This is a genomic window from Mesorhizobium sp. LNHC232B00, from assembly GCF_000502435.1.
Classification (GTDB): Bacteria; Pseudomonadota; Alphaproteobacteria; order Rhizobiales; family Rhizobiaceae; genus Mesorhizobium; species Mesorhizobium opportunistum.
Genome location: NZ_AYWP01000024.1, coordinates 49,530 through 75,276, shown reverse-complemented (window position 1 = coordinate 75,276; position 25,747 = coordinate 49,530). Strand labels below are relative to the sequence as shown.

Here is a 25,747-nt window from a genome sequence, read left to right as displayed (position 1 = left end):
TCTCGGTGGTGACCGTGCCGCTTGAACCGAAGACGTGCCACACACTGCCATCGAAGACAGGGCACGGGTCCTTGAGATCATCCACGCTTTGCGGATGAAACAGCGGGAAAACGTTGGTTTCAAAATCGATCTTCATGTCAGCCCCGGGAATTCGCCCTAGCACTCGGACCCGCGCAGCGATGCAGGCGAATCAATTTGATGTCTCGCGCACTTTATAACCAACGAGTTCAGCGCAAATGCGGCAATGCCGCTCTCCACCGCATTCCTCTGGTCGACCGCGCTTTCAATGGCAAGCAAGCGCCGACAGCCATTCCCGACGCGGCAATTTGAGCTTCGCGCTCGTCGACCAACGGATGGGCTGAGCCTCTCCATTTCACCTTGGAACAACTCACCCGATCGAAAGTTAGAAGCTTGAATCGAAGTTTAGTTCTCCTTCACCCGCGATTAACAAATGTTAGTCGTAAAATAAATTAGCGTCTATAAAAAGGAATATGTCAATGGAAGCAGCCTTGGGCAGGGTGGCCAGAAGTAAATACCCCCGTCGCGAAAATCTATTGGTTTGCTTCTCACACCTTCGATGGAATTTTGTTCATCAACGCCCACAGCATATTCTCACTCTCGCGTCCAAGCAGCAGCGAGTGGTCTACTTTGAAGAACCTGTTTTCGAAGACCTGACACATCCGCTTATGCGGACGAGCGAGCCGTCGTCAAACATTCTGATTGTGACACCGGTGCTCCCGCTCGGCACGTCGCCCACGAAAGCAGATGCCGTCCAGCGGAGATTTGTTCAGCAGGCAATCGCTGCCATGCCGCATAGTCGCTTGATCGCTTGGTACTACACCCCGATGGCTCTTCGCTTCACGGAGTATCTCGACGCAGACATATACGTCTATGACTGCATGGACGAACTCTCCGCGTTCAAGAATGCGCCGCCAGAACTGGGGCAGATGGAAAAGGCCCTTCTGCGCCGCGCCGATCTCGTCTTCACCGGCGGCCTGAGCCTGTTCGAGACCAAGCGCCGCTTGCATCATGAGATCTACCCCTTCCCGAGCGGCATCGATGTGCAGCACTTCCACAGGGCGAGGAAGCCGGGAAAGGACCCAGCCGATCAGGCCGACATTCCCCACCCGAGGGTGGGATATTTCGGCGTCATCGACGAGAGACTGGACGTTCGTCTCGTGGCGCTGGCGGCAAAGACCATGCCCGACGTCCATTTCGTGATGCTCGGCCCCGTGGTCAAGATTGATCCTTCAAGCCTGCCGCAAGCCGAAAATCTGCACTGGTTGGGTGCGAAGCCCTATTGCGAGCTACCCGATTATTTGCGCCATTGGGATGCCGGGTGGATGCCGTTTGCGCTCAACGAAGCGACCCGTTTCATCAGCCCGACCAAGACGCCGGAGTTCCTGGCCGCGGGCCTGCCGGTCGTCTCGACGGCAATCGTGGATGTGGTGCGCAGCTACGGTGCCGCCGGCCTGGTGGAAATCGCCGATGGTGACGATCTGGAAATCAAGCTGCGCTCCGTTCTTTCGCGACCGCATCAAACCCTCTGGCCGCAAGTCGACGCCTATCTCGCGAACATGTCCTGGGAGAAAACATGGAATGCCATGGCAGCTCACATTGAGCGTGCCCATCAAGGCAAGAAGGTCGTCCCCCTTCGCAGGAGCGCATAGCCATGTTCGATTGGCTGATCGTCGGCGCAGGGTTTGCCGGCAGCGTGCTTGCCGAAAGGATAGCTTCGCAGCGTCATGAGAGCGTGCTCCTGGTCGACCGCCGCGGCCATATCGGCGGCAACGCCTATGATTGCTACAATGAAGCCGGCATCCTCATCCATCGCTACGGGCCGCATATCTTCCACACCAACAGCCAGGCGATCGTGGAGTACCTGTCGCAGTTCACCGAATGGCGGCCGTACGAGCATAGGGTGCTGGCGGCGGTGGACGGGAAACTGGTTCCCATCCCGATCAATCTCGACACGATCAACCGCCTTTATGGGCTCAACCTAACCTCGACGCAGCTGGAAGATTTCTTTGCGTCACGACGCGAGACGGTAGAGGACGTTCGCACGGCCGAGGACGTCGTCGTCAGTACCGTGGGACGAGAGCTCTATGAGAAGTTCTTCCGTGGCTACACAAGGAAGCAATGGGGCGTCGATCCCAGTCAATTGAGCAAATCGGTGACAGCACGAGTGCCGACCCGAACCAATCGCGACGATCGCTATTTCAACGACAGCTTCCAAAAAATGCCGGCTGGCGGGTACACACGGATGTTCGAACGCATGCTCGATCATCCGAATATCAAGATCCTGCTCCAGACCGATTTCCGCGAAATTCGTGAGAAGATACCATTCAGGCGCCTGGTTTATACCGGCCCGATCGATGAATATTTCGGCTGGCAGCTTGGGCACCTCCCCTATCGCTCGCTTCGTTTCGAGCACGTTACGCTGGACCGCGAACAGTTTCAGCCGGTCGCCGTCGTCAATTATCCCCAGACGGAAGATTACACACGCATCACGGAATACAAACATCTTACCGGCCAGCAGAGCTCGCGGACCAGCCTGACCTACGAATATCCCAGCGACATCGGGGACCCATACTATCCGGTGCCGCGGGCCGAAAACGAAGCGCTCTACAAGCTTTATGAAGCGCGCTCCGCAACCTGTCCCGACGTGTGGTTTGTCGGTCGCCTGGCAACATACCGCTATTACAACATGGACCAGGTGGTCGGGCAGGCCTTGGCTGCTTTCTCCCGCATCCAGAAGAGCGTCCCGGGTCCGCCAATGGCGGAGCTGGCGGTAAGCTCCCCCGCATACAGGACCTAAGCTCGGGGTCGCAAAATCAAAAGGAGAACTACGATGGACACAAACTTCGATTCAGAAAGCCGTGAGATATTCGTTGTTGGTTTGCGCAACGCCCACGCCATGGAAAACCAGGCGTTATCGATAATGAAACCCCAAGTCGAGCGTATTGAGAATTATCCAGAGGTGGCCGATCGTTTGCGTCGGCACATTCAGGAAACCGAAGGCCAGATCGCGCGACTTGAGGCCGTCCTGGACGGTCTCGACGAAGAGCACTCCACTCTCAAGGATACGGCGTTGTCGATGGTTGGCAGCATGGCCGCCATGGGACATTCCATGGCCGGCGACGAGATCATCAAGAACAGCCTGGCGAATTTCGCATTCGAAAACTACGAGATCGCCGCTTACAATTCGCTATTGGTGCTGGCCGAGGCCGGTGGTTTTCAGGACGCCGAAAGGGTTCTCAAGCAGAATCTGAGCGAAGAGGAAGCCATGGCCAATTGGCTGAAGGAAAACCTGAGCGATGTCACCTTGCGCTATGCCAAGTTGCGCGAGGCCGGGGAAACCGCAAAGAGCTGATCCAATGGGGCGCGGGCGTCCATGACAGACGCCCTGCCCCGGACCGCACCCTCAGTCCGTCCCTTTCGCGGTGAAGAGATTTCGCTGACGGACCAGTTCGTCCGCGATGGGCTGACGGAGGCGTCGCATGCCATCGGCTTGAATGACCGAAAACAGCCCTACCTCCGCATGTCGCGAATTGTCCCAGCCGGGGTAGGCTGTTATCGGGTACAGGCAAATGCCCTCGATCGGCGCTTCCGAACTCATGGCGGCGCGCACCTCGTCGCAGACATAGTGGAGCCAAGCCGGCCCGCCGGATCCCTCGGAACCGGTCTCCGCAATGAACATCGGCTTACCGTACCGATGAGCGACTTCGAGCAACATTTCCGACAAAGCGCGGTACTCATGATGTCCCATCGGTATCGTCGGCCCGTTCAGGTACCATTGATTGTGCGGGTAAAAATTCAGGCCCACGACATCGACAACATCTTCGCTCCCGCCCAACTCGGGTTCGACGTGGCCCAGCAACATGTCGTAAGCTTCGAACTGCCCCTGACGGGCGTTTTCGGCCCGACGCCGTTCGCCGCGGGTCCCGTCGCGAGGAGCGATATGGATAAGCGGCTCGGCCCAGACAAATCTGCAGGCGGGGTCGATCTCCCGCATTGCACGCACGCCCGCGATGGCAGCCTTCACGAGATGCCGCTTGAACCATCCCCGTTCTTCCGGCCCCACGCGCGGGAAATAACCGACTTCAACGGCCCATGCGAAAAAGGAGATCTCGTTGATCGGGCAAAACAGAGGCGGTGTTCCGGCGATCGAACGGTGCACTCTCACGGCTTCTGCCGCGAACGAGGCATAGGCATCGACGAAATCCGTCGATCCCTGGTCGACATGGTCTGGAGATCCGTAGTGGAAGATGTCCCAGATGACTTGGACACCTGCCAACCGGGCGGCCTCGACCATCGGTGCCCAACTTGACCAGTCATAGGTCCCGGGAGCGGTTTCGATCAGATGCCACCGCAGCCCGTCGCGAATGGTGCGAAGGCCGAGTTCGGCGCAGCCGCGGTAGTCGCCTAGGGCGTGCAGATTATGCGAGGTCGCACGGATAAGGTCGAGGCGAACGCCGTCCTTGCGTCGGTGCGAGGAGCACTCAAAGCCCGCCATGAAAAAACTGGCGAACCGCGAAACTTCCGTATCCGAAGCCTCCGCCTGGTGCTCGTGCCTGCGTCCCGTATCGCTCATTCGAAGTCTCCTTCGGGCAGTCGGCTCCAACCGCCTTGGTCGGACCGGGACGGGGTGGCGTTGCTCAGTCCGGCATACCCTCATCCCCTCGCCCTTGCCTGACCGGGTAATGCCGAACCGATTGGTCAAGGCTTTGTTCCTGTGGTGATGCCGGGAGCTGGGTTGCGAATGAGGAACAAGGAGGCCTGCGCCAAGTTCGGGCGATGTACACGGCCGCCGACCAACCCGAGCGGTTGCTCAGCAACAACAGAGGCACGGGATCACATGACCGTTCAGATTCGACTTTTCGAGATCGACCACGCCAGACGCGAGGATCGTGGCGATGGCGCTTGGAGCATCGCACCGGATTTGGGCTATTTGCGGCTGGCAATCGTCAATGTCGTGTTCTTCGGCGCGCCAGGCGGCGGTGATCGGAACTGGGTGCTGATCGACACGGGGTTGCCGACGTCGCGCAGCAGCATTCTCGCGGTCGCGGAAAAGCGGTTTGGCACGAACGCACGGCCAGCCGCAATTATCCTGACCCACGGCCATTTCGACTATGTGGGAACGGTTCTGGAGCTTGCCAATAAGTGGGACGTGCCTGTCTTCGCGCACCCGCTTGAGCGTCCATACTTGGACGGGACAACATCCTATCCGCCGCCGGATCCGTGGGTCGGGGGTGGACTGATGGCCCTGCTTTCACCGCTTTTTCCACGCGGGCCGATCGATCTTGGCAGCCGTTTGGAGATCTTGCCGGGCGACGGATCGATCCCCGGAATGCCCGGATGGCAATGGCTGCATACACCCGGGCACGCTTCTGGGCACATCTCGCTCTGGCGCGAGGAAGACGGCTCGCTGATCGTGGGGGACGCGTTCATCACCACCGGCCAGGAGTCCGTCTATGAGGTTGCTGTCCAGGATCTCGAGATGCATGGCCCGCCGCGCTACTTCACGCCGGACTGGGAAGCGGCTGAAAGATCCGTTAAGCAACTGGCTGCGCTAAAGCCGCGGATGGTCATCAGTGGACACGGCGCGGCTGCTGCGGGAGCGGGCATGCGTCAAGCTCTCGACAGCCTGGCTGAGCGGTTCAGGGAGTTCGCCGTCCCGCCCAAACTGAAATTCGTGCGCGAGCCAGCGACGGTCCCAAATAGTTGAGTTCGGTCTGTACGAACGACAGTATTCCGCGGCTGCTCCGATAATCCAGCGCGGGGCGAAATCGACGGCATCCAGAACCCCCACACTGCGACCGCGACCGACAACCATGCGCGGGCGCGTCGGGAACAAACCAAGGCGGCGCCAGTTAGGACGTCCGTTCGCGGCGGCGAAGTGCATCGAAGTTCTGCGTCAAGGTAAGCCTTCAGATGGAAAACGCGATGAACGCGTGCCCTTATGACGCGTCCCCTCCAGGGTTCAAGGCGAAGCCGGTGTTGTTGCCATCCAGCGCCAAGTTGGCGAACGCACTGCTCTGGATCCCGGCAATCGCAGTCTTGCCCGGTTGCGCGGGCGGTGTGCTCGACCCGCAAGGGCCCGTTGGCTGGGGCAACCGCACGATCCTCTTGAACTCACTGGCGGTGATGCTGGTGATCGTTATACCGACGGTTGTTGCGCTCCTAGCCTTCGCATGGAAATTCCGCGCCTCGAACAGCAACGCCCGCTATGATCCGGAGTTCACCTATTCGGGGCGCATCGAGTTGATCGTCTGGTCGATCCCGACGCTCACCATCCTCTTTCTTGGCGGGCTGATCTACTACGGATCGTACCAGCTCGATCCGCGCAAACCGATCCCTTCCGCGCCGCCACCGCTCGACATTGAAGTGGTGGCGCTCGACTGGAAATGGCTGTTTCTCTATCCCGAGCAGGGTGTGGGCGCGGTCAACCAACTGGTCATCCCGGCCGGCGTTCCGGTGCGTTTCAAGCTGACCTCGGCCAGCGTGATGAACACGTTCTTCGTGCCCCAGCTTGGTAGCATGATTTACGTTATGAACGGCATGCAGACCGAGTTGCATCTGCAGGCCGACCGCGAAGGCAGCTATTTCGGTCAGTCGGCGCACTTCAGCGGCGACGGCTTCTCGGATATGAACTTCAAGGTGAGCGCGGTTTCAGCTGATGCCTTTGCCCGCTGGGCCTCGTCGCTGCGCGGCGGCGGCGGCGTGCTCAACGCCAATGCGTATCGTGAGCTCGCCCGGCAAAGCACAAACGTGCCGCCGGCCGCGTTCGGCCATGTGCAGCCTGGGCTGTTCGACGCAGTTGTTCAGCAGACACTGCCGCCGGGTCCGGGACCTTCTGAAAGCGCGTCCAGCGGCGAGCCACAGGTGAGTCCAAAGGCAAGAGCCGCGGCGGCGGCGCCACCGATGGCGTATAGTCCACAGGCAAAAGGGGAAGAATGACGATGCTGGGCAAGCTCGACTGGTCGGCCATTCCTTTTGATCAACCCATCCCGCTCGGTGCAGCGCTCGGCGTCTTTCTGGCAGCAGCCGCCGTGCTTGGCTGGATTACGGTGAAGGGCTACTGGCCCTATTTGTGGAGCGAGTGGATAACCTCCGTCGACCACAAGCGCATCGGCGTGATGTACATTGTGCTGGCGATGCTCATGCTTCTGCGTGGCTTCGTCGATGCCATCATGATGCGCACACAACAGGTGCTGGCGATCCACGGACCGGGCTACCTGCCGCCGGAGCATTACGACCAGATCTTTTCCGCACACGGCACGATCATGATCTTCTTCGCGGCGATGCCTTTCATGATCGGCCTGATGAATTTCGTTGTACCGCTGCAGCTTGGCATACGCGATGTCGCTTTTCCGACGCTCAATTCCGTCAGCTTCTGGCTGACGGCTTCCGGAGCCCTGCTGGTCAACATCTCGCTTGTCGTCGGCGAATTCGCGCGCACCGGCTGGCTGCCCTATGCTCCGTTGTCGGAAACCACCTACTCACCGGGTGTCGGCGTCGATTACTATCTGTGGTCGATCCAGATCTCCGGTGTCGGAACGCTGCTTACCGGCGTCAACCTGGTGACGACTATCCTCAAGATGCGCGCGCCCGGAATGGGCTATCTGCGAATGCCGATGTTCTGCTGGACCTCGCTCGCATCCAACCTGCTCATTGTCGCGGCCTTCCCGATCCTCACCGCCACGCTGGCGATGCTGACGCTGGACCGCTATCTCGGCTTCCATTTCTTCACCAATGAAGCCGGCGGAAATCAGATGATGTTCGTCAACTTGATCTGGGCCTGGGGCCATCCCGAAGTATACATTCTGGTGCTTCCCGCCTTCGGCATCTATTCCGAGATCTTCTCGACTTTCTCGTCAAAGCCGCTGTTCGGATACCGTTCGATGGTTGCGGCCACGATGTTCATCTGCATCGTCTCGTTCATGGTCTGGCTGCATCACTTCTTCACCATGGGCGCCGGAGCGGACGTCAATGCAGCCTTCGGTATTGCCACGTCGGTCATCGCGGTCGGCACCGGCGTGAAGATCTATAACTGGCTCTTCACAATGTATGGCGGGCGCGTTCGCTTCGACACGCCGATGCTTTGGGCGCTCGCTTTCGTGACCACCTTTACCGTCGGGGGCATGACTGGCGTTCTGCTTGCCGTCCCGCCGGCCGACTTCGTGCTGCACAATTCACTTTTCCTCGTCGCACATTTCCACAACGTCATCATTTCGGGCGTGCTGTTCGGCGCGTTCGCCGGCTTCACCTACTGGTTTCCCAAGGCGTTCGGCTTCCGCTTGCACGAAGGCTGGGGAAAGGCGGCATTTTGGGTCACCTTGGCCGGCTACATGCTGGTCTTCGTACCGCTCTATATCGTCGGTCTGCTCGGCATGACGCGGCGCCTGCAACATATCGACATGGATCTTTGGGCGCCATGGCTGGTGGTGGCCGCATTCGGCGTGCTGGTGATGATCGCCGGCGCCGCACTGCAGATCGCACAGCTTCTCGTTTCGATCCGGCATCGCGACGAACTCCGCGATCAGACCGGCGACCCGTGGGATGGGCGTTCGCTGGAATGGTCGACATCATCGCCTCCCCCCGTCTTCAACTATGCGCGGCTGCCTCACGTCGAGGATGAAGAGCCCTACTGGCGCATCAAGCAACGAGGGATCGAGCAGAACGCAGCCGAGGAAAAGGAATACGAGCCTATCGAGATGCCGCGCAACAGCCCGACAGGCTTCGTCACCGCCTTCTTCGGCACGCTGATCGGCTTCGCGCTGATCTGGCACATATGGTGGGTGGCGATCGTCGGCTTCATCGGCGCCTACATCACCTTCGTCGTCTTCGCCTGGCGCGATCATGGGGACTACGAGATCGCCGCCGACGAGGTCGCGCGCATCGACCATGACCGCGAGGCCTCGCAGTCGGCCTGGCTGCGGCGCTGGGAGCGGCCGGCATGAGCGATCACGCATTCTCCAGCGTCATCACCGCCGGCACCCGGACACGCGACCCCTACCGGCTTGATCGCGCCGATCGGCATGGCGCGCGATCCGCGACAGGCCACGGAGAGGGCGGCCCAGCCTCCAAGTTCGTCACCGTGGCCTACGGGTTCTGGATCTTTCTCCTGTCGGACATCATCATCTTCTCAGCCTTCTTCGCCGCCTATGCCGTCCTCGCCAAGGCGACCGCCGGCGGACCCACCGGCAAGGAATTGTTCGAGCCCACCCGCGTTGCCGTGCAGACGGGTCTCCTGCTCACGTCGAGCTTCACCGGTGGCCTGGCAACGCTCGCGACCCACCGCAGATCGATCGCTGCCACGCAGTTTTGGCTTCTCGTCACCGGGTTGCTCGGGGCAGCCTTCCTGTTCCTGGAGGTGCAGGAGTTCGCGGCAATGATCGCCGAGCAGGCAGGCCCCTCGCGCAGCGCATTTCTTTCAGCCTTCTTCGCGCTCGTAGGCTGCCACGGGACCCACGTCGGACTTGGCCTGCTCTGGCTAGGCACAATGATGGCGCAGCTATGGGTAAAGGGCTTTCGGCCGGACACTTTGCGACGGCTCCATTGCTTCGGCCTTTTCTGGCACGCACTCGACATCATCTGGGTTGCCATCTTCACCCTGGTCTATCTGCTGGGAGTATCGCCATGACCGAGACTGAGAGCAGGCCCGGCGAAATACAGGACCGCCGCGATTCAGCACCGGGCGAGGAACGTATCACAGAGCACGAAATGGCTGGGGGGCTTTTGGGCTACCTGCTCGGCTTCGGCCTCGCCATCCTGCTGACGATTGCCGCATTCATGGCGGCGCAAACGAACCTGATATACCAGCCGGCGGTGATCTCGGCCCTGGTGGTGCTCGCTGTCGCGCAGATGGGTGTGCATCTCGTTTTCTTTCTGCACCTGACCACCGGGCCGGACAACACCAACAACATCCTGGCCCTCGCCTTCGGCGTGCTGATCGTGGCGCTGGTGGTTCTGGGCTCGGTCTGGATCATGGCCCACCTGAATGAGAACATGGCTGCCATGACGGCCCATCAAGCCGGAAAGATGCCTTGAGCGAGCAGCACCCCCGCCCGAGCACCGGAGCTCATCTACCGGAATTCAACAGGCCAAACGAGCGCTCTCTTCCAGCTCATTTGGCCGACACAAGGGTCTCTTTCCTGCGCGCCGGTGACTTGCGGCGAACGCGCCGCTTGGCAACGGTGCTCAGCGCAACCGGCAGATCCCTCGATAGCGCCCCCGTCACCGCGCTCACCATGTCGAGCGCGACGAAGTCCGCATTGATGGCGTTGGCTAATTTACCGGTCGTCTCTCCATGGTCCTCGCCGTTTCCTCCCCAGAACACAACGCCCACCCGTATCGCTGGATTGATGCGTTTTATGCGCCGCACCATAAACCGCGCATGTTTGACGGAGTTGCGGTTCAAGAACCCGATCACGACAGTGTTCAGCCCATCCAGCTGCAGCCGGCGAATGCTAGCCGGAAGCAGCTCTGCAAAACTGGCCTTTGACGTGACCGCGCCTTGGGTCAGCAACACCTGCCCAAGCATCGCCGCCGCCGCGTCGTCGAGTTCGCCGCGTCCGCCGGCACAAACTACGGCCAGGCCGGTGCCGTCCGGGAGATCGATGTCCTGTCCCACTTCCGCATCGATTGCCTTCTCCTTGTCCGAACCAGACGCATCACCGGCGGCGAGATCGTCCTCCTCCGCTTCCTCCTGAGCGCTGTCGTCAAGATTCGCCACCAATATCTGGGCGCTGGCAGCCAGCTGCCGCAGTTGGTGATCATCCATCACGCCCCTGACCCGGTCTTGTTCTCCGAGCAGCAGGGCGGGAACCGCGACCTTGCCGTAGAACTCGAACAGATATTGTTCCTCTAGAATTTCCTCGGCGTGGTCCGTGGCTTCATCTGGATCGCCGGCCAGCAGCCGCTGATACAGCCGGGCATGTGGCTCGAGCACCGGTTCGTTGCCAAACAGAACGTCAAGGAACTCGAACTGGGCCACATGCCTGCCCAGTACAACGAGACAGACAGTGAGCGGAGTAGACAAAACCAGGCCAAGAGGTCCCCACAGCCACGTCCAGAAAATCGCGGCTACGATGACGGCCAAGGGAGAGAGCCCTGTACGGGATCCGTAGAGCCAAGGTTCGATTACGTTGCCAGTTATTATTTCCATGATCACGAACAGCGCGGCTGTCCATAGTACGAGCGACCATCCGGGAGCCACGGCCAGAGCAAGGAACAAGGGCAGCAGTGCACCGATGATAGGACCAATATAGGGAACGAAGCGCAGCGCTAACGCCAGCAACCCCCACAGCAGTGCATTGGGGATCCCAAGGACCCATAACCCGATCGAGATGGGAACGGCATACAAGATGTTCACGACCAGTTGCATGAGCAGATAGCGGCCGAGCCGCTTGCCGGCGTCCTGTAGCGCTTCGGTGGTTCTGTGAAGGTCGCCGTAGCCGACCAACCTTATGAACCGATCGCGAAGATCCTCGCGCTCGAGCAGCATGAAAATAACGACGACGATTATGAGCCCCGCCGACGCCAGCGGACTGATAAGCGGGGCGATCAGTTTTTGCAGGATTTCGAGCGGCCTTTCGCGCGATACGATCTCAACGGGTACCGGTTCGCGTTGAGGCTGGCTGGCTGCTGGCTGCGAGGGCTGTTTGTTGATCTCCTGGCCGACGCGCTCGATCACCCCGGTCAACCTGGCGATGATACCGCCGCCGACGCCAGTTTCTTTAAGGGACCTGACCTTGGTCAGGATATTCGCCTGATAAAGCGAAACATTCTGTGCCAGCTCGCCGACTTGCGTAACGACGACGAAGGAGAACAGGGCGAGCGCCGAGAAGGTGCCAAGCACGCTGGAGATGACGGCCGCAAGGCGGGGAATGCCGATCCGTCTGAGCGCGGAAACCACGGGCGCAAGCGCGAAGGTCAGCAGAAGCGCGATGGCGATGGGAAGGAACACCTCGCGACCGAAATACAAGGCGGCAACGACTGTCACGACAGTCGCCACCGTGGGCAAAGCAGTGCGCGGGTGTGCCGTGATCCCTGTGTTGATGTCCCTCAACAGAGGAACAGAGGGTTGCGCGCCGTTTAGCCGACTTGTCGCCATCCAATTCTCCTGCCCAACTTCGCATGATCAGACATATTCAGGCGGAGCGCAACTTGTGCTGCAAGCTCGAGGGGAGTCCCGCTGGAGCCGGTAATCCGAGCGAATCCTCCATGCGCGGCGCCGTCGCGAGGCGCCTTGGATCGGGCCGAATTCCCACGCACGCCGCAACAGTTGCGGGGGTGATATTGCGCGCTCGACAGTCGCTGCAGATTCAATCAATCATGTCACTCGACTGGCGGCGCGCATGGCGTCAAGTGCCATGCGAACTGCTGCGGTGTCTGACACGCGGGACTGGGTCGGCCTGAAAATCAAGCGGCCGTTTCGGTATTCCAATCCCTTTCTATTGCCCTGTTGGGACGCCACCGGCTTGTTGCGCAAGGTGATCGCGATGGCTTCAGGACCCACATCGACTTTGGCCACACCCAGTTCCGACGCTGCTATTCGCAACCTGGTAAGCTCCAGCAAAACGGCTACTTCGCCGGGCATGTCTCCAAAGCGGTCCTCGAGCTCTTCGCTGAACGCGTCGAGGTCCGACTCCGAACNCGGCTACTTCGCCGGGCATGTCTCCAAAGCGGTCCTCGAGCTCTTCGCTGAACGCGTCGAGGTCCGACTCCGAACGCATACGAGAGAGCCGCGCATAGAGGCCAACACGCACCGTCGGCTCGTTGACATAGGTCTCGGGAAAAGCCCCTTTTTCCAGGCCAGCGATGTCGGCAAGTTGCCTGTCAGGGCCGGGTCTTCTTCCAGCCGCCGAAACCGCCCGCTCCAGCAGATGCGCATAGAGGCCCGCACCGATCAGCTTCATATGTCCAGCCTGATCTTCGCCGAAGAGATCTCCGGCCCCGCGCAGGTCAAGGTCCCTTTGACTGATCGCCAGGCCGGAGCCAAGCCGATCGAGCGCAAGCATCGTCGAAAGTCGGGCCCTGGTGCTGTCGGCCAGTTCAACGCCAGGCTCGGTCAGAAGAAACGCAATGGCCTGCACCGCTCCTCTACCGACCCGGCCGCGAAGCTGGTGTAACTGTGCCAGACCGAACCGATCCGCTCGCCACACGATGATTGTGTTAGCCCGTGGAACATCGAGCCCGCTTTCGATGATGTCGGTGCTCAACAAGATGTCGCCATCGCCGTTGGCGAAACCGACCATGATTTCGTCCAGCTGTCTCCCTTTCATTTCGCCATGCGCCGTCTTGACCTCGAGTTCCGGCGCCAGTCTGTTTAGCTGGTCGCGGACCCTGGCAATCTCCTCGATGCGCGGGACCACGAAGAAGCTCTGTCCACCCCTTTGAAATTCACGCAAAAGGGCCGCGCGCACCGATGCCGGATCGAACGCCGCCAAGATCGTGCGGACGGGGCGCCGTTTGGCGGGCGGAGAGTTTAGGACGCTGACATCCTGGATACCCGACAACGCCGATTGCAGCGTCCGGGGTATCGGCGTGGCGCTCATGCTCAGCGTATGAAGGCAGGGCGCCCTGTTCCGCAGGGCCTGCTTCATCTTGACACCGAAACGGTGCTCCTCGTCGATCACCATCAGTCCGAGATCGGCGAAGGTGACGCTCTTGGACGCCAAGGCTTGGGTGCCCACAACGATCGCAACATGGCCGCTCCGCAGGCCCTCTTTTGCCGCTCTTGCCTCGGCCGCCCCGACCATTCTTGAAAGGTGAGCGACCTTGAGCCCCGTTCCCGCAAAGCGGCGGCTGAACGTCTCGTAATGCTGGCGCGCCAACACAGTTGTCGGCGCTGCGACCGCAACCTGTTTTCCGCAGAGAGCGGCTGCCGCGCAAGCACGCAGGGCAACTTCCGTCTTGCCGAAACCGACGTCGCCGCAGACGAGCCGGTTCATTGTTCTTCCCGACGCAAGATCGTCGAGCACAGCGCGGATGGCGACAGCCTGGTCGGGAGTCTCGGTGTAGGGGAATTTCGCCGCAAAACGGGCCAAGTCCGCGCGGGAGGGCTTCATGATCTCGGCAGACTGGCTGGACCTGACCTTTGCGAGGCCTACCAGGCGCTTGGCCAGCCTATCGATCTCGCGCAACGCAGCTTCGCGTCGCTTGGGCCAGCCCTCGCCGTTGAGGCGATCGAGCGACACTGCCTCCGGTTCCGAGCCGTAGCGCCATGTTCGCTCAAACTCATCGACCGGAACCAGCAAGGAAGCCCCGCCATCATATTCCAACCTGACGACATCCTGTCTTTGGCCGGCCACGTCGACCTGTTCGACGGCCATGAGCAAGCCGAGGCCGTGATCTTCGTGGACGACGACGTCGCCGATGCGCAGCTCGGGTTCGGGCATGCCTGCGGCCGCGCTCCCATTCGCCTTCAAAGCGGGACCAAACAGGTCGGCCGCGGTCACCACCGCTATATCGGATTGCGCGTCGACAAACCCTTCGTCGAGAACGAATTCAGCCTTGAGAAGAGAGCCCCTCGCGGCCGAAAGGATCTGCGGCAAGTCGGCGGCTTTCTCGGCCCTTCGACCTAGCTTCCGATCGAGCAGCCGATCTGCTCGCTGCAACTCGGAGGCATCGCCGGTGAACACCACACTGGCCCCGGTGCTCGTCTGTCTTTTGACGAATTCCGCGAATTCATGCCCTGGTCGGGCCCGGCGAAAGAATTTGGGAACTGGGGCAGCAGAAACGGAAAGTCTTGTGGAACAGCGGCTACGCACAGCAGCATCCCACTCGTCTCGCGACAGGTAGAAATGTTCAGGCAAAGGTTCTTTCCGTCCGGCAGCTACCTGTCTGGCACGGCGTGCATCCTCGACCAGAGCCAGAACCCTGCCGAGCGGCTGACCGTCGGCCTCTTCAAGAAAGGAGATCGAGGCGCTCGACGCCGCATCGAAAACAGACGGCATATCGCCGTACAAGGCGACTATGCGTTCTTCCATCGAGGTCGTGCGCATGGCTGCCAACGCGGGGTGGTCCCCGGCTTCAAAGATGAGCTCGGATGCCGGTCCGACGGTAATCGAGTGACACGTCCGTTCGCTGAGCTGACTGACTGGATCATAGGTCTTGAGTTCGCGAATGCAGCTGTCCGGGCCGACGACGATGCGAACGGGGCCATCCGCGCCAGCGGGAAAGATATCCACCACATCGCCCCGAAAAGCGATCTCACCCGGTTCATCAACCCTTTCGTCGACAACATAGCCAATTGCTTCGGATCTCATTCTGAAACCGTCCCGGTCGAACTTTTGTCCCACCTCCAGAACCGTGAAACCGCCAGCAATGACCGGAGCAGGCGGCACCCGTTGCAGGCTGGCTTCGATCGACATTACAGCGATGCGCGGGCGATCGGGCTCTGTTGCGATCTCACGCAACGCGCAAAGTCTCCGCCCCATATTGGCGCGTGTCGGCCACACCCTGTCGTAAGGCAAGCAATCCCAGGACGGCAGGAAGATGATGTCCGCGCGGGGGAGGAACTGATGCAAAGCCCCGGCGATCTCCTCGGCGATGTGTTCCGAGGCAGCTATATGGACGATGTGCTTGTCGGGACTGGCCTCAAGCCCGCCGGCCAGCGCTGCCGCCATTGCCGAAGATGGCGGGACGACGCGCTCTGTCGCGAAGCAGTTATCATCCGTGTGACCGATTTGTCCGACATCCGTCCGCGAAACATGCCTGTTCACTGAAATCTCACCTTGCCCGCAGGAGAACGCCAGCGGAGCCACCCTGTTCCGTGGCACGCATTAAAAGTGTCCTAGGACCGGGCCACGGTGCGGGATTGCCATGAGAGACGAGTGGCAAGGTCAAAGCCGAACCACCATGGCGAGTTCCCGAAGCTGCTCACCAGCGGGACAATTTGGGACCGAGCCTATGTCATAGGTTAATGCACTGCTGTCCGGGTCCCTCTATGGCTGCCCTGAAAAGTTGGTAGCTTTGATCACTACCGGAATCTTCAATCGCGCTCGACGTCGGCAGGATGCTCTACCCGTGGAACCACGCCGATCGGTGCCGCCTCCGCCGCCTCGCCGTACCTCACCGCGCGATGCCATCGGTCCGGAAACTGGCCTACCGGAACTTTTGGCGCGAATAATAGTTCGATCACCAACATCAGCTAGGTAGTCAGTTTGTCTCCCACCTCATCCTCGGATGTGCTCGTTCGCAAACTTCAGACCATCTCGGATATTCGGGAGGCTGATATCGGCGTCCTAAGAAGCATTCCGATCCAAGAGAAGGATTATTTGGCCAACCACGACCTGGTGCGTGAGGGCGACCGTCCTGTTTACTCGTTTGTCGTGCTGGATGGTTTGGTCGGTTCGACCAAACATACAGGCGAAGGAAAGCGACAGATCACATCCTTCTTTGTGGCCGGCGACATTCCTGATCTGCACGGGCTGCATCTGTCGATCATGGATTGTAACTTCTCAACTCTTACGCCGGCCCGAATAGGCTTCATGCGGCACGACACTCTACGCTCCGTCTGCGACCAACACCCCCGCATTGCCGCCGCATTTTGGCGATCGACATTGATCGACGCCGCGATTTACAGGGAGTGGGTCACCAATGTGGGAAGGCGCGAAGCATACACCCGCATGGCTCACATTCTGTGTGAACTTATTTTTCGCTTGCGCTCGGTCGGACGCATCCAGGATCACGTGGCGGATATTCCCATCACACAGGCAGCCCTCGGCGATGCACTGGGCTTGTCTACGGTCCACGTCAATCGCATGCTTCAGGAACTACGACGGAGAGGCCTCATTGCCACCTCTGGGTCACAAGTGCATGCTCTGGACTGGGCCGGCCTCACTCATGCAGGAGATTTCGACACGACCTACCTGCATCAAAGGAACCCCGCAGATTAGTGGTGACGGAAGCTCTCCGATGGCACGATTTTACTTCGATAGCGGCGATCGTGATTTGTTTTTCGAGGATGAGATAGGTGTCGAGTGTGCTGGCCTCGATGAGGTGCGCCGCGCGGGATTCGAGGGCCTTGTCGACCTCACGAGAGAGTCCCTGAAGAGCGTCGACGGGGAGCAATTGTTTGTCGAAGTGCGTAATGAGAATGGCGATAGGATTTTGCGGCTGAGCCTCTCACTTCAGGTCAAATTGATGAAATAGGTCTGGACGCTCCCATTCGCGTCAGGCCGGCCGGATTGGGACTGCATACATTTGTTGCGGGCCACATCTGCCCCAGGAATACGGCATCGGCGATCATCGATACGGGAAAGTGGTGATCCGACCCGCCTCCAGGCAGCATCTTCATGCCGGTCGCCCATCGGGGGCCCAATCAGTTGACCGCTTGAACCTGCGGCGTGACACGCGCCGGTTTCTCCACCCGCCGCGGTTGTGATGCAAGACCGGGAACCATCAAAGAGCCGCCGAGTTCGACCCACGGACAAGCCCGGGTTCTCAACATGGAAGAAATCGGCAAGGCACAACAGAAGGCCATCGCCCGTCTCATACGTCAGTGGATTTCATCGGACGCCAGTCGCCGCCAGTTGCGCCAGTTGCTGGATCTGCCGACCGACGCCGACATACCCAGCGAGCATCGGTCATTGCTTGACGAGCTCGACCGAAAGCTCGAGCAGTGAGGGCGCCCTGCTTTCAGGAGGGCTCCCGAGAGGATTGATTGTGGGGGGCCAATTTTCTTTGAAGCCCTTGGAACCGCAATCCCACATGCTGGTTCATGTTGTCTGACCATGGACACCGCAATGAAACGAAAAGCAGACAAAGTGAGCCGGGTGGCGAAAGGACAGGAGCTTGAGGTCGAACATCTGGTCGAGGTCACCGACGTTGACCCGAAGCAGGCACGCACACTACTGCGCCGACATGGCGCCGATTGGCCGAAACTCAAGGATCAGGCGGAAGCCCTGAAGAAGGAAGACTAGCAGTTACCTTCCCAGCGGTTGTCGAGAAAGCTGTTCGAGTTCGGTCTCGTCGGTTATCCCCGCTTGGTAGTAAGCCAGGATGCGCGATGCCCGCTGTTCTCTCTCGGTTTCAGTTTCGTTTTTGATATTGCTGCGTGCCAGGACGCGGCTCAGTATGGCAAGCTCTGACGGGGTGAATGCGTCTCTATGCATTGGATCTCAACTCCGCGCCGCCCGCCCCGCGAGGAAGCCGAGGCGATCTGAAGCAGTGGGGTTCCTACCACCGACGCCGGACAATATGGGATTGTGCAATAAGGATTGTCCAGCGTGCGCCAACGCTGGACAGGAAAGAATGTTCCGTCGGTTTTCGCGGGATGATGAAGGCTCGGGCAGCCAGGAGCTTGCGGATGTTTGGGATTTGCGCCCAGGAACATGACGCGGGATACGGGATTCAAGACTTCGAGTTGCGGCATGTGAACCGAGCCGAGATCCGATACCTAGACGTGAGCTTCTGGACCTTGCTGGGCGTTTAAGAGTTGGGAGACGGCTGTCATGATCTGCGGCAGAAAGAAGGGTTTGGTGATCATTATACTGTTGGGCACACCTTCCGCTCCCCAGTGTTCCGCGCTATCGCCACTGATATAGACAACCGGGATGGTCGAATTGGACCTTCGCAAATGCCGAGCGACCTCCCCACCCCGATTGTCCCGGTCCCAAACGGATGTCCGTGAGGACGGCCCTGAACTTGGTTGGATCGGGATCGAAAGCCGCCAGCGCCTCGGCGGGATTCCGAGTGCCAACGACCTGGAAACCGGCCTCCTCCAAGGCTGACTCTAGGTCGAGCAGGATCATGGTCTCATCTTCGACGATCAGAACAGCACCTTCGCTCATCCGGGATTTCCCAAGTCGCCACCGCTACTACGATTTCGGCATCAAAGTGGTTCCATCCGACACGCTCCGGCCGGTTGGTTGAATTTGAACTCCGCGCTGCCGCGATTGCGTGACGTCATGAAGCCGACTTGGAGAACGGCGACCGGAATAAGCTGCTTCGACAGCCTCGAGGCCCAGATAACGGGCTAATTACAGGCTGTAGCGAACTCTTGAACCGCGCGAGGTTCCTCCGCTCTAAGCCCTTGTGGGTCGGTCCGCTGCCGAGGCTTGCCATGATGCCTTTGATCAAGGTTCCTCCTGATCTCCAGATGCTTGCTGGATCTGCGTCATCACCTTTCGGGGATCGACATTCTCGGCCAGTTGCGGCAGCTCTTTGTCCGCCGGTGTCGACACGTTTAGACGCGCCGTCAGGGCAGCCACCATCTCGATCAGCCGCGTGGTTTCATGTTCGTTGAGAAGGCTGATCTGCAAATCCAGTTCCGCTCGGCGTTCGCTGGTTTCGGCCATTCTGTTCTGGTTGATCAGCACGAAAGTTGACAGGAAGATTGCCTCGACCGAGGCCACCATGGCCAAGATCACAAAAGTCGGGTCCCAAGCTGGGATGGCCGGTATCGCGCCAAGGTTCGCTAGGATCCAGGCGACAAGGATTGCGAGATGCAGATAGACGAAAGCCATGCTTCCCGCGAAGCGCGAAATGACGCCGGCAATCCGCACCTGAACGCCTTGGTGCTCCTCCTCTTTTCGCCTGTGCTCGACCAGGGCCTGGATGTTCTGGTGGAGCACCGACTGCATGTCGGCCGGACGTTGGTCGCTCATTTTGGAGCCTCGTTTTGAACAACGATTTCGTGCAAGCGGCGTCACTTGTCGCCCGCCTGGACCCGCTGCGAGGCCGAGCCCGCCTTGCCGGCACGCGGCTTGAGTCGCGGCCGACGGGGTCCTTGGGACAACGCGTGCGATCCCGCAATCGCGTGCACCATGCCGACCACTGCCTGCGGTGCGCTCTGATGAACCATATGGCCCGTGCCCGGAATCACATCGAGGAAAGCCCCCCCGATTTCGGCATGCAGGCGTCGTGCATCCCCTTCCGCATCGAACAACCGGTCTTCGGATCCCGCCAGAATTCCGGTCGGCACGGCAATGTCCTTATAGCTGGCCTTCCTCGACAGGGCCGCGGCTAGCATCAATGCCGACTCCGAGCAAATCGCCCGCAGTTGGGAAGGGCGGCTGGCGATGTCCTTGGCGAATGCGGAGAAGTCGCTGGCGATCACGCCGGGTCGAAAGATCTTCTCCATTGCCCACGGCCAGGTGATCCTCACGAGCAGAGGCAGCAAGGTGTGGCGAAAGGCCGTGCCGATCACAGGCAATGCCGGCAGCGCGGCCAGTGCAAGATCCAGCCGCGGTGGCGGATAGTAATAGCCGGAGACCAGCACAATGCCGGCCACCGATGGAGAATGCCTTCGCGCCGATTCGAGGGCGATCCAAGCTCCCCAGGAATGTCCGAGCACGAGATATTTCTCTATGCCCATCCGGCCGACGGCGGCATGTATGAGGTCGGCTTGGTCGCGAGCGGACCAGCGCCGGCCGCGCGGCCGTGGGGTTCGCCCGAAGCCGGGGCGGTCAAATGCGAATACCCGGTAGGTCTTTGCCAGCTCATCGAAGATGCCGCTCGACCTGAAATCGTCCGCCATGGACCCGTTGCCATGCAGGAGGAGCAGTGGCATGCCGGTTCCGGCTTCGATAACATGCAGGCGCAGACTAGCGATCTCAATCACCCGTCCGTGTGCGCGGCTGGCGATCGCACGTTTGGCGCGGACGACGTTATATCCCGCCAATGCCGCCAATATGGCCACGAGCAGCCCGGCCGCGAGTTTCGATCCATCTCTGTCGAACGCCATGCTCGTGCCTGTTGGAAGCTGTGTGCGCGAGCCCAACCTTCGGGGTCACAGCTTGTTCCGTCAGACAAGGACGAAGCGGCAGCCGGCGAAACCTTCTTGGCGGTTGGCGGTTAATGCTGATTGGCAAGATGAACTCACCAAGCGGAGAGCACCATTGAATGGGGCACCTCAAAGCGTCAGATGATCCGGGTCGCGACCTTCAACGTGAACGGCGTCAACGGACGATTGCCGGTGCTGCTCAAATGGCTGGGCGAGACGCATTACGACATCGTGTGTCTTCAGGAATTAAAGACATCGGACGAGAAGTTTCCAGCCCAAGCCATCAGGAACGCCGGCTACGGAGCGATATGGCATGGTCAGAGGTCATACAATGGCGTAGCCATTCTCGCTCGAGGCAAGCAGCCGCATGAGCGTCGCCGCGGGTTGCCGGGTGACCTCGATGACATGCACAGCCGCTACATCGAAGCGGAGATCGACGGCCTTGTCGTCGGCTGTCTCTACTTGCCCAATGGCAATCCAGCGCCTGGTCCGAAGTTCGACTACAAGCTCCGCTGGTTCGAGCGGTTGATCGACTACGCACGGCTCTTGCTCAGGGACACGCCTGCCAGTGTGCTCTGCGGCGACTATAATGTCGTGCCGACGCCGATCGATGCCGCGGTCCCGGCGAGATGGCTCGGCGACGCCGTCTACTTTCCGGAGAGCCGGCAAGCTTACGCCGACATGCTGGCTGAGGGCTGGATCGACGCAGTCAGGCTGATCCATCCCGAAAGGGGCGTCTATACCTACTGGAATTTCTCCTACCGGGGCGGTTTCGACCGCAGTTCCGGCCTTCGGATGGACCATCTGCTGGTAAGCCCCTCGCTTATGAACAGGCTGGGCGGCGCGGGCGTGGACGTTGCAGTGCGGGGATGGGAAAAGCCGAGCGATCACGCGCCAGCCTGGATCGATTTGGATTGGCCCGGCTGAATTGAAAATCCGAACTTCAGCCCGAGCGCATGACGCCAGGTTCTTCCATCTCCTCGGACTGCTCCGAATTCTCGGACCCGGCGATCAGATCGTGGAATCCAAGGGTGGCGACCAGATAACCCGCTTCGTCGTAGACTTTCGCTACCCAACTTGTCGGGTCCGCGCCACCGACAATTCCGTCAAGCATGGCCTCCTTGGCAGCGAGCTTCGCCTGGCGGACAGCTTCATCTCGATCAGCCATGTCGGCAAAGATTGCAGGCTTGAGGAGGCCTTCGATGAATTCGAAGCGAAATTTCGGCATCGATTCCTCCCATCAGCGGTGCCAGTGGATTGCTGACAAGTCGAGGGTCGACGCCAGCATCTCGAAAACGATGCAGCAGATGCGCCCGCCTGACCTCAAACGTCAGCCAGCGCTGCTGCCCTCCATTTTCCAATCCCCTTGCCAACGTGCTCGCACGGCAATTGTCAGCATGGCCGCTTCCGTCATCCCGGTCTGGAAAAGCCTGACCAGCTCTCTTGCGATAGAATGGGCCGCCGCACTGTCCGGCAGAATTGCAAATTCCTGGCACATCGCGTCGAAAACCGCGCGAAGGGTGTCCAGATCATTCGGGGAGAGAGCTTCGGTGTTCGTGCGAATAGGTCGGTCAAGCATCAAGCGTCTCCAAACGAGCAAGAGTACGATGGTCGCTCCCAAGCAGCGGAGCTCGTTGCATGCCCGCTGATCCGACGTCTATGCGGCGCGCCGCGCCGCGTGTCATTAACCTATGATGTACCGGCACAAGCGTCCGTGCCCGCAAGATCCCAATCTGCAAAGCGATATCGGCCCGTATTGCATGTACTGTCGACCCGTCAGTCGGGAGCGTTCCATACTGTAACGGAACTCTTGGCCGTCGACCGCATTATCCAGTCCGGGCAAAACGGGGGCGATATGGGGTGACTTCGCGCGATGATCGATCTGAACTGCAGCGCTTCGAACTTCTGGCAGCGCTGGGCGATCGCATTCGCGAGATTGCTGATCCTGCCGATCTAGCCTACGCAGCCGCGGAACTGCTGGGTAACCATTTTGGCGTCAGCCGAGCCGGATACGGCACGATCGATCTCGATAATGAGACGATCACCATCGACAAGGATTGGAACGCGCCGGGCATCAAAAGCCTGGCTGGGACGCTGAAGCGAGGGGACACCGTTGTTTTCGAAAATGCCGAGACAGACCCGCGAACCAGCGACCATGCGGAGGCCCTAAAAGCCATCAGCGCTCAATCTCTCGTCAACATGCCGATTACTGAGCATGGCGGTTTGGTGGCGCTGCTTTATCTGAACCACTCCGCGCCCCGACGCTGGGCCAAGGAGGAAGTGACCCTCATTTCGGAAGTCGCGGACCGGACGCGTACCGCGATAGAGAGACTTCGCGCCGAGAAGGCCTTGCGAGAGAACGCCGAGCGCCTCGCCTTTTTGGACCGCCTCGGCAGAGAGATTGCCCTCGCAGCCGACGCCGACGCTGTCATGGAGATCACCACACGGCTTCTGGGCGAACATCTTGGCGTCTCGATTTGCGCCTATGCCGACATGGAGCAGGACCAAGATCATTTCACAATCCGAGGCGACTGGAGCGCACCCGGCTCGCCCAGCATCAAAGGACATTACAGTCTTGCCGATTTCGGTCGCCTGGCTGTCAGCAAGCTCAGCGCCAACCGGCCGCTTATCATCAACAACAACCTTGAGGAAATTGCTCCCGAGGAAGCAAAGACCTTTCAGGATATCGGCATAACGGCAACCATCTGCATGCCTTTGGTCAAACAGGGCCGGCTGGCCGCCTTGATGGCCATCCACGACAAGCAGGCCCGCGTCTGGTCGCAGCGCGAACTGTCTTTGCTGACCGAGGTGACGGAACGGTCCTGGGCTCACATCGAGCGCGTTCGCTCGGAACAGGCGGCCCGGGCGAGCGAGGAGCGGCTGAGGCTTGCTACCGACGCGGCCGCTATTGGCATCTGGGATTACGATCCCGTAACCGGGGTGCTGCGTTGGGACGCCCGGTGCAAAGCCCTTTTTGGCCTGCCGCCGGACGCGGAGGTGACATATGAGAGCGCCTTTTTGGTGGGCCTCCATCCAGAAGATCGGGCACGGGCCGACGAGGCCGTGCGCCGGGCGCTGGCGCGGGACACGTCTTCGCGCTACGACATTGAATACCGGACCATCGGCTTGCGGGATGGGAAGGAGCGCTGGATAGCCGCAACCGGCGAATCGTTTTTCCGATCCGGCCGCGCGGTCCGCTTTATCGGCACCGTCATGGACATCACCGAGCGAAAGCGGGTGGAACATCAACTTCAGTTGATGAATGCCACCGCTGCCGCCGTTGCGGCCGAGCTTGACGTGGAGCGCATTGTCCAGACAGTCACTGATGCCGGCGTAGCGCTGTCGGGCGCACTATTTGGAGCTTTCTTCTACAATGTGATCGACGACAAGGGCGACAGCTACATGCTCTACGCCCTGTCGGGGGCACCTCGTTCTGCCTTTGAGAACTTTCCCATGCCGCGCAACACCGCGGTGTTCGAGCCCACTTTCCGCGGTACAAGCGTTGTGCGCTCCGACGATATCCTCGCCGATCCGCGTTACGGAAAGAACACTCCCCGCAAGGGCATGCCAGAGGGCCATCTGCCGGTGCGTTCCTATCTTGCCGTGCCGGTCGTCTCGCGTTCTGGCGAGGTGCTGGGCGGCCTCTTCTTTGGTCATTCAGAGACCGGCGTCTTCGCCGAACAGCAAGAGGCGGCCTTGCTGGGGCTTGCGGGCCATGCCGCGACGGCAATCGACAACTCCCGATTGTTCAAGGCGCTGCAGACACTCAACGCCACGCTCGAACAACGCGTCATAGACGAAGTCGCCGAACGCACCAAGACAGAAGAGCACCTGCGCCAGGCTCAGAAGATGGAAGCTGTCGGACAGCTCACCGGTGGCATCGCGCACGACTTCAACAACATGCTGGCCGTCATCATCGGCGGCCTGAACCTTGTGCAGCGCAAGCTCAGAAACGGCGACACCAACGTCCACCAATTCGTGACCGGAGCGATCGACGGAGCACAACGTGCGGCAGAACTTACCAAGCGACTGCTTGCCTTTTCCCGCCAGCAACCGCTGGCGCCGAAGCGGCTGAACCCAAATCGCCTTGTCTCCGGCATGAGCGAATTGCTGAACCGGACGTTTGGCGAGACCATCCAGATCGAGACCGTGCTCGCTGCGGGATTATGGCATGTGGAGGTGGACGCAGGGCAATTGGAAAGCGCGCTGCTCAACCTTTGCGTCAATGCACGCGATGCCATGCCCACCGGTGGAAAGCTGACGATCGAGACGTCCAATGCACACGTCGACGATCGCTACGCCAGGGAGAACGCAATTCCTTCGGGCCAGTATGTAATGATAGCCGTTACGGATACCGGAATCGGCATGACTGCCGATGTCTTGGCCAGAGCCTTCGATCCGTTCTTCACCACCAAAGGGGTCGGCAAGGGCACTGGGCTGGGGCTGAGCCAAGTCTATGGGTTCGTTCGTCAGTCGGGCGGCAGCGTAAAAATCTACTCCGAGAAGGGTATCGGAACCACTTTGAAAATTTATCTGCCGCGTTCGCATGGCGGCGTGCTCGACAGCCAAACCGAGGCCGTGGCGGGCGAGCACCCCGGACGTGCGGACGAGATCATCATGGTTGTCGAGGATGAAGATCGCGTCCGGCTGATGGCTGCGGAAGCGCTGCGGGAGCTGGGTTATTCCGTGTTTGAGATGCAAGGGCCACGGGACGCTCTGGCAGCCGTCGAAAGCGGGCAAGTGCCTTCGCTTCTGTTCACTGACGTGGTCATGCCGGAGATGTCGGGACGCGAGCTGGTGGACCAGCTCAAGAGGACGCACCCGTCGCTAAAAGTGCTTTACACCACCGGCTACACGCGAAACGCCATTGTCCACAACGGCACGCTCGATTTCGGAACGGAGCTTTTGACCAAGCCCTACACGATCGACGAATTGGCGGAGAAGATCCGGAAGGTGCTGGATAGAAAGTGAAAGGGCAACGGCCGCCGGTGCTCGCTCACCAACCCTCTC

The 25,747-nt window shown here is 60.1% G+C and carries 23 protein-coding genes; 14 read left to right on the top strand and 9 right to left on the bottom strand.

Annotated features, from left to right (window positions below; genetic code table 11):
• Positions 1-497: 497 nt before the first annotated feature.
• Genes X743_RS145090 through X743_RS145100 form a run of 3 tightly spaced genes read left to right on the top strand, consistent with a single transcriptional unit; the run spans position 498 to position 3,373 of the window.
• Complete coding sequence (locus X743_RS145090) at positions 498-1,670, top strand: glycosyltransferase (RefSeq protein WP_031258255.1); 1,173 nt, start codon at positions 498-500, stop codon at positions 1,668-1,670.
• Positions 1,671-1,672: 2 nt separating this feature from the next.
• Positions 1,673-2,818, top strand: coding sequence for a UDP-galactopyranose mutase (gene glf, locus X743_RS145095; protein WP_023767913.1), 1,146 nt, complete (start codon positions 1,673-1,675; stop codon positions 2,816-2,818).
• A 33-nt stretch (positions 2,819-2,851) separates the two neighbouring features.
• Positions 2,852-3,373: a ferritin-like domain-containing protein gene (locus tag X743_RS145100; RefSeq protein ID WP_023767912.1), complete on the top strand. Its 522-nt coding sequence runs from the start codon at positions 2,852-2,854 to the stop codon at positions 3,371-3,373.
• Positions 3,374-3,424: 51 nt separating this feature from the next.
• Here X743_RS145100 and X743_RS145105 read toward each other — a convergent pair whose 3' ends face one another.
• Positions 3,425-4,594, bottom strand: a complete 1,170-nt coding sequence (locus X743_RS145105; protein ID WP_023767911.1) for a beta-glucosidase — start codon at positions 4,592-4,594, stop codon at positions 3,425-3,427.
• Between the two features lie 264 nt (positions 4,595-4,858).
• Between X743_RS145105 and X743_RS145110 the strand changes: the two genes are divergently transcribed.
• The 5 genes from X743_RS145110 to cyoD all read left to right on the top strand — a co-directional run bounded on the left by X743_RS145110 (position 4,859) and on the right by cyoD (position 10,053).
• On the top strand, positions 4,859-5,728 hold the full coding sequence (locus X743_RS145110; RefSeq protein WP_023767910.1) for an MBL fold metallo-hydrolase: 870 nt from the start codon (positions 4,859-4,861) through the stop codon (positions 5,726-5,728).
• Between the two features lie 206 nt (positions 5,729-5,934).
• A complete protein-coding gene (gene cyoA, locus X743_RS01000000169355; protein ID WP_023767909.1) occupies positions 5,935-6,960 on the top strand; it encodes a ubiquinol oxidase subunit II in 1,026 nt (341 codons plus the stop codon).
• A gap of 2 nt (positions 6,961-6,962) precedes the next feature.
• The gene (gene cyoB, locus X743_RS145115) at positions 6,963-8,963 is read left to right on the top strand and encodes a cytochrome o ubiquinol oxidase subunit I (RefSeq protein WP_032923370.1); all 2,001 of its coding nucleotides are present in this window, start codon (positions 6,963-6,965) and stop codon (positions 8,961-8,963) included.
• Positions 8,960-9,646, top strand: coding sequence for a cytochrome (ubi)quinol oxidase subunit III (locus X743_RS145120; RefSeq protein WP_023767907.1), 687 nt, complete (start codon positions 8,960-8,962; stop codon positions 9,644-9,646). The genes cyoB and X743_RS145120 overlap by 4 nt, the downstream gene beginning before the upstream one ends.
• Positions 9,643-10,053 carry a cytochrome o ubiquinol oxidase subunit IV gene (gene cyoD, locus X743_RS145125; RefSeq protein WP_023767906.1) on the top strand — a complete coding sequence of 137 codons (411 nt, stop codon included), beginning with the start codon at positions 9,643-9,645 and terminating at the stop codon, positions 10,051-10,053. Before X743_RS145120 ends, cyoD begins: the two co-directional genes overlap by 4 nt.
• 76 nt (positions 10,054-10,129) lie before the next feature.
• On the opposite strand, the gene X743_RS145130 is transcribed toward cyoD, so the two are convergent.
• The 3 genes from X743_RS145130 to X743_RS145135 all read right to left on the bottom strand — a co-directional run bounded on the left by X743_RS145130 (position 10,130) and on the right by X743_RS145135 (position 15,635).
• A complete protein-coding gene (locus X743_RS145130) occupies positions 10,130-12,118 on the bottom strand; it encodes an AI-2E family transporter (protein ID WP_031258252.1) in 1,989 nt (662 codons plus the stop codon).
• A 219-nt stretch (positions 12,119-12,337) separates the two neighbouring features.
• A complete protein-coding gene (locus tag X743_RS1000000174010; RefSeq protein ID WP_280801336.1) occupies positions 12,338-12,604 on the bottom strand; it encodes a hypothetical protein in 267 nt (88 codons plus the stop codon).
• Positions 12,513-15,635 carry a DEAD/DEAH box helicase gene (locus X743_RS145135; RefSeq protein WP_023767904.1) on the bottom strand — a complete coding sequence of 1,041 codons (3,123 nt, stop codon included), beginning with the start codon at positions 15,633-15,635 and terminating at the stop codon, positions 12,513-12,515. The genes X743_RS1000000174010 and X743_RS145135 overlap by 92 nt, the downstream gene beginning before the upstream one ends.
• A gap of 537 nt (positions 15,636-16,172) precedes the next feature.
• On the opposite strand from X743_RS145135, the gene X743_RS145140 reads away from it, so the two are divergent.
• The 4 genes from X743_RS145140 to X743_RS07530 all read left to right on the top strand — a co-directional run bounded on the left by X743_RS145140 (position 16,173) and on the right by X743_RS07530 (position 17,933).
• Positions 16,173-16,907, top strand: coding sequence for a Crp/Fnr family transcriptional regulator (locus X743_RS145140; RefSeq protein WP_031258250.1), 735 nt, complete (start codon positions 16,173-16,175; stop codon positions 16,905-16,907).
• Between the two features lie 19 nt (positions 16,908-16,926).
• Positions 16,927-17,163, top strand: a complete 237-nt coding sequence (locus tag X743_RS145145) for a hypothetical protein (RefSeq protein WP_023767902.1) — start codon at positions 16,927-16,929, stop codon at positions 17,161-17,163.
• Positions 17,164-17,459: 296 nt separating this feature from the next.
• Positions 17,460-17,636, top strand: coding sequence for a hypothetical protein (locus tag X743_RS1000000172335; protein WP_023767901.1), 177 nt, complete (start codon positions 17,460-17,462; stop codon positions 17,634-17,636).
• Between the two features lie 120 nt (positions 17,637-17,756).
• A complete protein-coding gene (locus tag X743_RS07530; RefSeq protein WP_084555606.1) occupies positions 17,757-17,933 on the top strand; it encodes a hypothetical protein in 177 nt (58 codons plus the stop codon).
• 606 nt (positions 17,934-18,539) lie between these two features.
• Here the strand turns inward: X743_RS07530 and X743_RS01000000169350 are convergent.
• From X743_RS01000000169350 to X743_RS145160, 3 genes are all read right to left on the bottom strand, one after another.
• Entirely contained in the window at positions 18,540-18,803 is a 264-nt protein-coding gene (locus tag X743_RS01000000169350; protein WP_023767897.1) for a response regulator, read from the bottom strand.
• A 285-nt stretch (positions 18,804-19,088) separates the two neighbouring features.
• On the bottom strand, positions 19,089-19,664 hold the full coding sequence (locus tag X743_RS145155) for a DUF1003 domain-containing protein (protein WP_245264298.1): 576 nt from the start codon (positions 19,662-19,664) through the stop codon (positions 19,089-19,091).
• On the bottom strand, positions 19,661-20,698 hold the full coding sequence (locus X743_RS145160) for an alpha/beta hydrolase (protein ID WP_023767895.1): 1,038 nt from the start codon (positions 20,696-20,698) through the stop codon (positions 19,661-19,663). The genes X743_RS145155 and X743_RS145160 overlap by 4 nt, the downstream gene beginning before the upstream one ends.
• Before the next feature lie 180 nt (positions 20,699-20,878).
• On the opposite strand from X743_RS145160, the gene xth reads away from it, so the two are divergent.
• Positions 20,879-21,664: an exodeoxyribonuclease III gene (gene xth / locus X743_RS145165; RefSeq protein WP_023767894.1), complete on the top strand. Its 786-nt coding sequence runs from the start codon at positions 20,879-20,881 to the stop codon at positions 21,662-21,664.
• Positions 21,665-21,680: 16 nt separating this feature from the next.
• Here xth and X743_RS145170 read toward each other — a convergent pair whose 3' ends face one another.
• Both X743_RS145170 and X743_RS145175 read right to left on the bottom strand, forming a co-directional pair.
• A complete protein-coding gene (locus tag X743_RS145170; protein WP_023767893.1) occupies positions 21,681-21,965 on the bottom strand; it encodes a hypothetical protein in 285 nt (94 codons plus the stop codon).
• A 102-nt stretch (positions 21,966-22,067) separates the two neighbouring features.
• Positions 22,068-22,316, bottom strand: coding sequence for a hypothetical protein (locus X743_RS145175; RefSeq protein ID WP_023767892.1), 249 nt, complete (start codon positions 22,314-22,316; stop codon positions 22,068-22,070).
• A gap of 281 nt (positions 22,317-22,597) precedes the next feature.
• On the opposite strand from X743_RS145175, the gene X743_RS145180 reads away from it, so the two are divergent.
• On the top strand, positions 22,598-25,708 hold the full coding sequence (locus tag X743_RS145180) for a GAF domain-containing protein (protein WP_023767891.1): 3,111 nt from the start codon (positions 22,598-22,600) through the stop codon (positions 25,706-25,708).
• Positions 25,709-25,747: the final 39 nt, after the last annotated feature.

Coding starts and splice junctions, on each gene's coding strand:
- X743_RS1000000174010 (WP_280801336.1), bottom strand. CDS start 12,604: ATGCCCGGCGAAGTAGCCGTTTTGCTGGAGCTTACCAGGTTGCGAATA.
- cyoA (WP_023767909.1), top strand. CDS start 5,935: ATGGAAAACGCGATGAACGCGTGCCCTTATGACGCGTCCCCTCCAGGG.
- X743_RS01000000169350 (WP_023767897.1), bottom strand. CDS start 18,803: ATGAGCGAAGGTGCTGTTCTGATCGTCGAAGATGAGACCATGATCCTG.
- X743_RS145175 (WP_023767892.1), bottom strand. CDS start 22,316: ATGCTTGACCGACCTATTCGCACGAACACCGAAGCTCTCTCCCCGAAT.
- X743_RS145145 (WP_023767902.1), top strand. CDS start 16,927: ATGGCACGATTTTACTTCGATAGCGGCGATCGTGATTTGTTTTTCGAG.
- X743_RS145105 (WP_023767911.1), bottom strand. CDS start 4,594: ATGAGCGATACGGGACGCAGGCACGAGCACCAGGCGGAGGCTTCGGAT.
- cyoD (WP_023767906.1), top strand. CDS start 9,643: ATGACCGAGACTGAGAGCAGGCCCGGCGAAATACAGGACCGCCGCGAT.
- X743_RS145100 (WP_023767912.1), top strand. CDS start 2,852: ATGGACACAAACTTCGATTCAGAAAGCCGTGAGATATTCGTTGTTGGT.
- glf (WP_023767913.1), top strand. CDS start 1,673: ATGTTCGATTGGCTGATCGTCGGCGCAGGGTTTGCCGGCAGCGTGCTT.
- X743_RS07530 (WP_084555606.1), top strand. CDS start 17,757: ATGAAACGAAAAGCAGACAAAGTGAGCCGGGTGGCGAAAGGACAGGAG.
- X743_RS145090 (WP_031258255.1), top strand. CDS start 498: ATGGAAGCAGCCTTGGGCAGGGTGGCCAGAAGTAAATACCCCCGTCGC.
- cyoB (WP_032923370.1), top strand. CDS start 6,963: ATGCTGGGCAAGCTCGACTGGTCGGCCATTCCTTTTGATCAACCCATC.
- X743_RS145160 (WP_023767895.1), bottom strand. CDS start 20,698: ATGGCGTTCGACAGAGATGGATCGAAACTCGCGGCCGGGCTGCTCGTG.
- X743_RS145120 (WP_023767907.1), top strand. CDS start 8,960: ATGAGCGATCACGCATTCTCCAGCGTCATCACCGCCGGCACCCGGACA.
- X743_RS145170 (WP_023767893.1), bottom strand. CDS start 21,965: ATGCCGAAATTTCGCTTCGAATTCATCGAAGGCCTCCTCAAGCCTGCA.
- X743_RS145110 (WP_023767910.1), top strand. CDS start 4,859: ATGACCGTTCAGATTCGACTTTTCGAGATCGACCACGCCAGACGCGAG.
- X743_RS1000000172335 (WP_023767901.1), top strand. CDS start 17,460: ATGGAAGAAATCGGCAAGGCACAACAGAAGGCCATCGCCCGTCTCATA.
- xth (WP_023767894.1), top strand. CDS start 20,879: ATGATCCGGGTCGCGACCTTCAACGTGAACGGCGTCAACGGACGATTG.
- X743_RS145130 (WP_031258252.1), bottom strand. CDS start 12,118: ATGGCGACAAGTCGGCTAAACGGCGCGCAACCCTCTGTTCCTCTGTTG.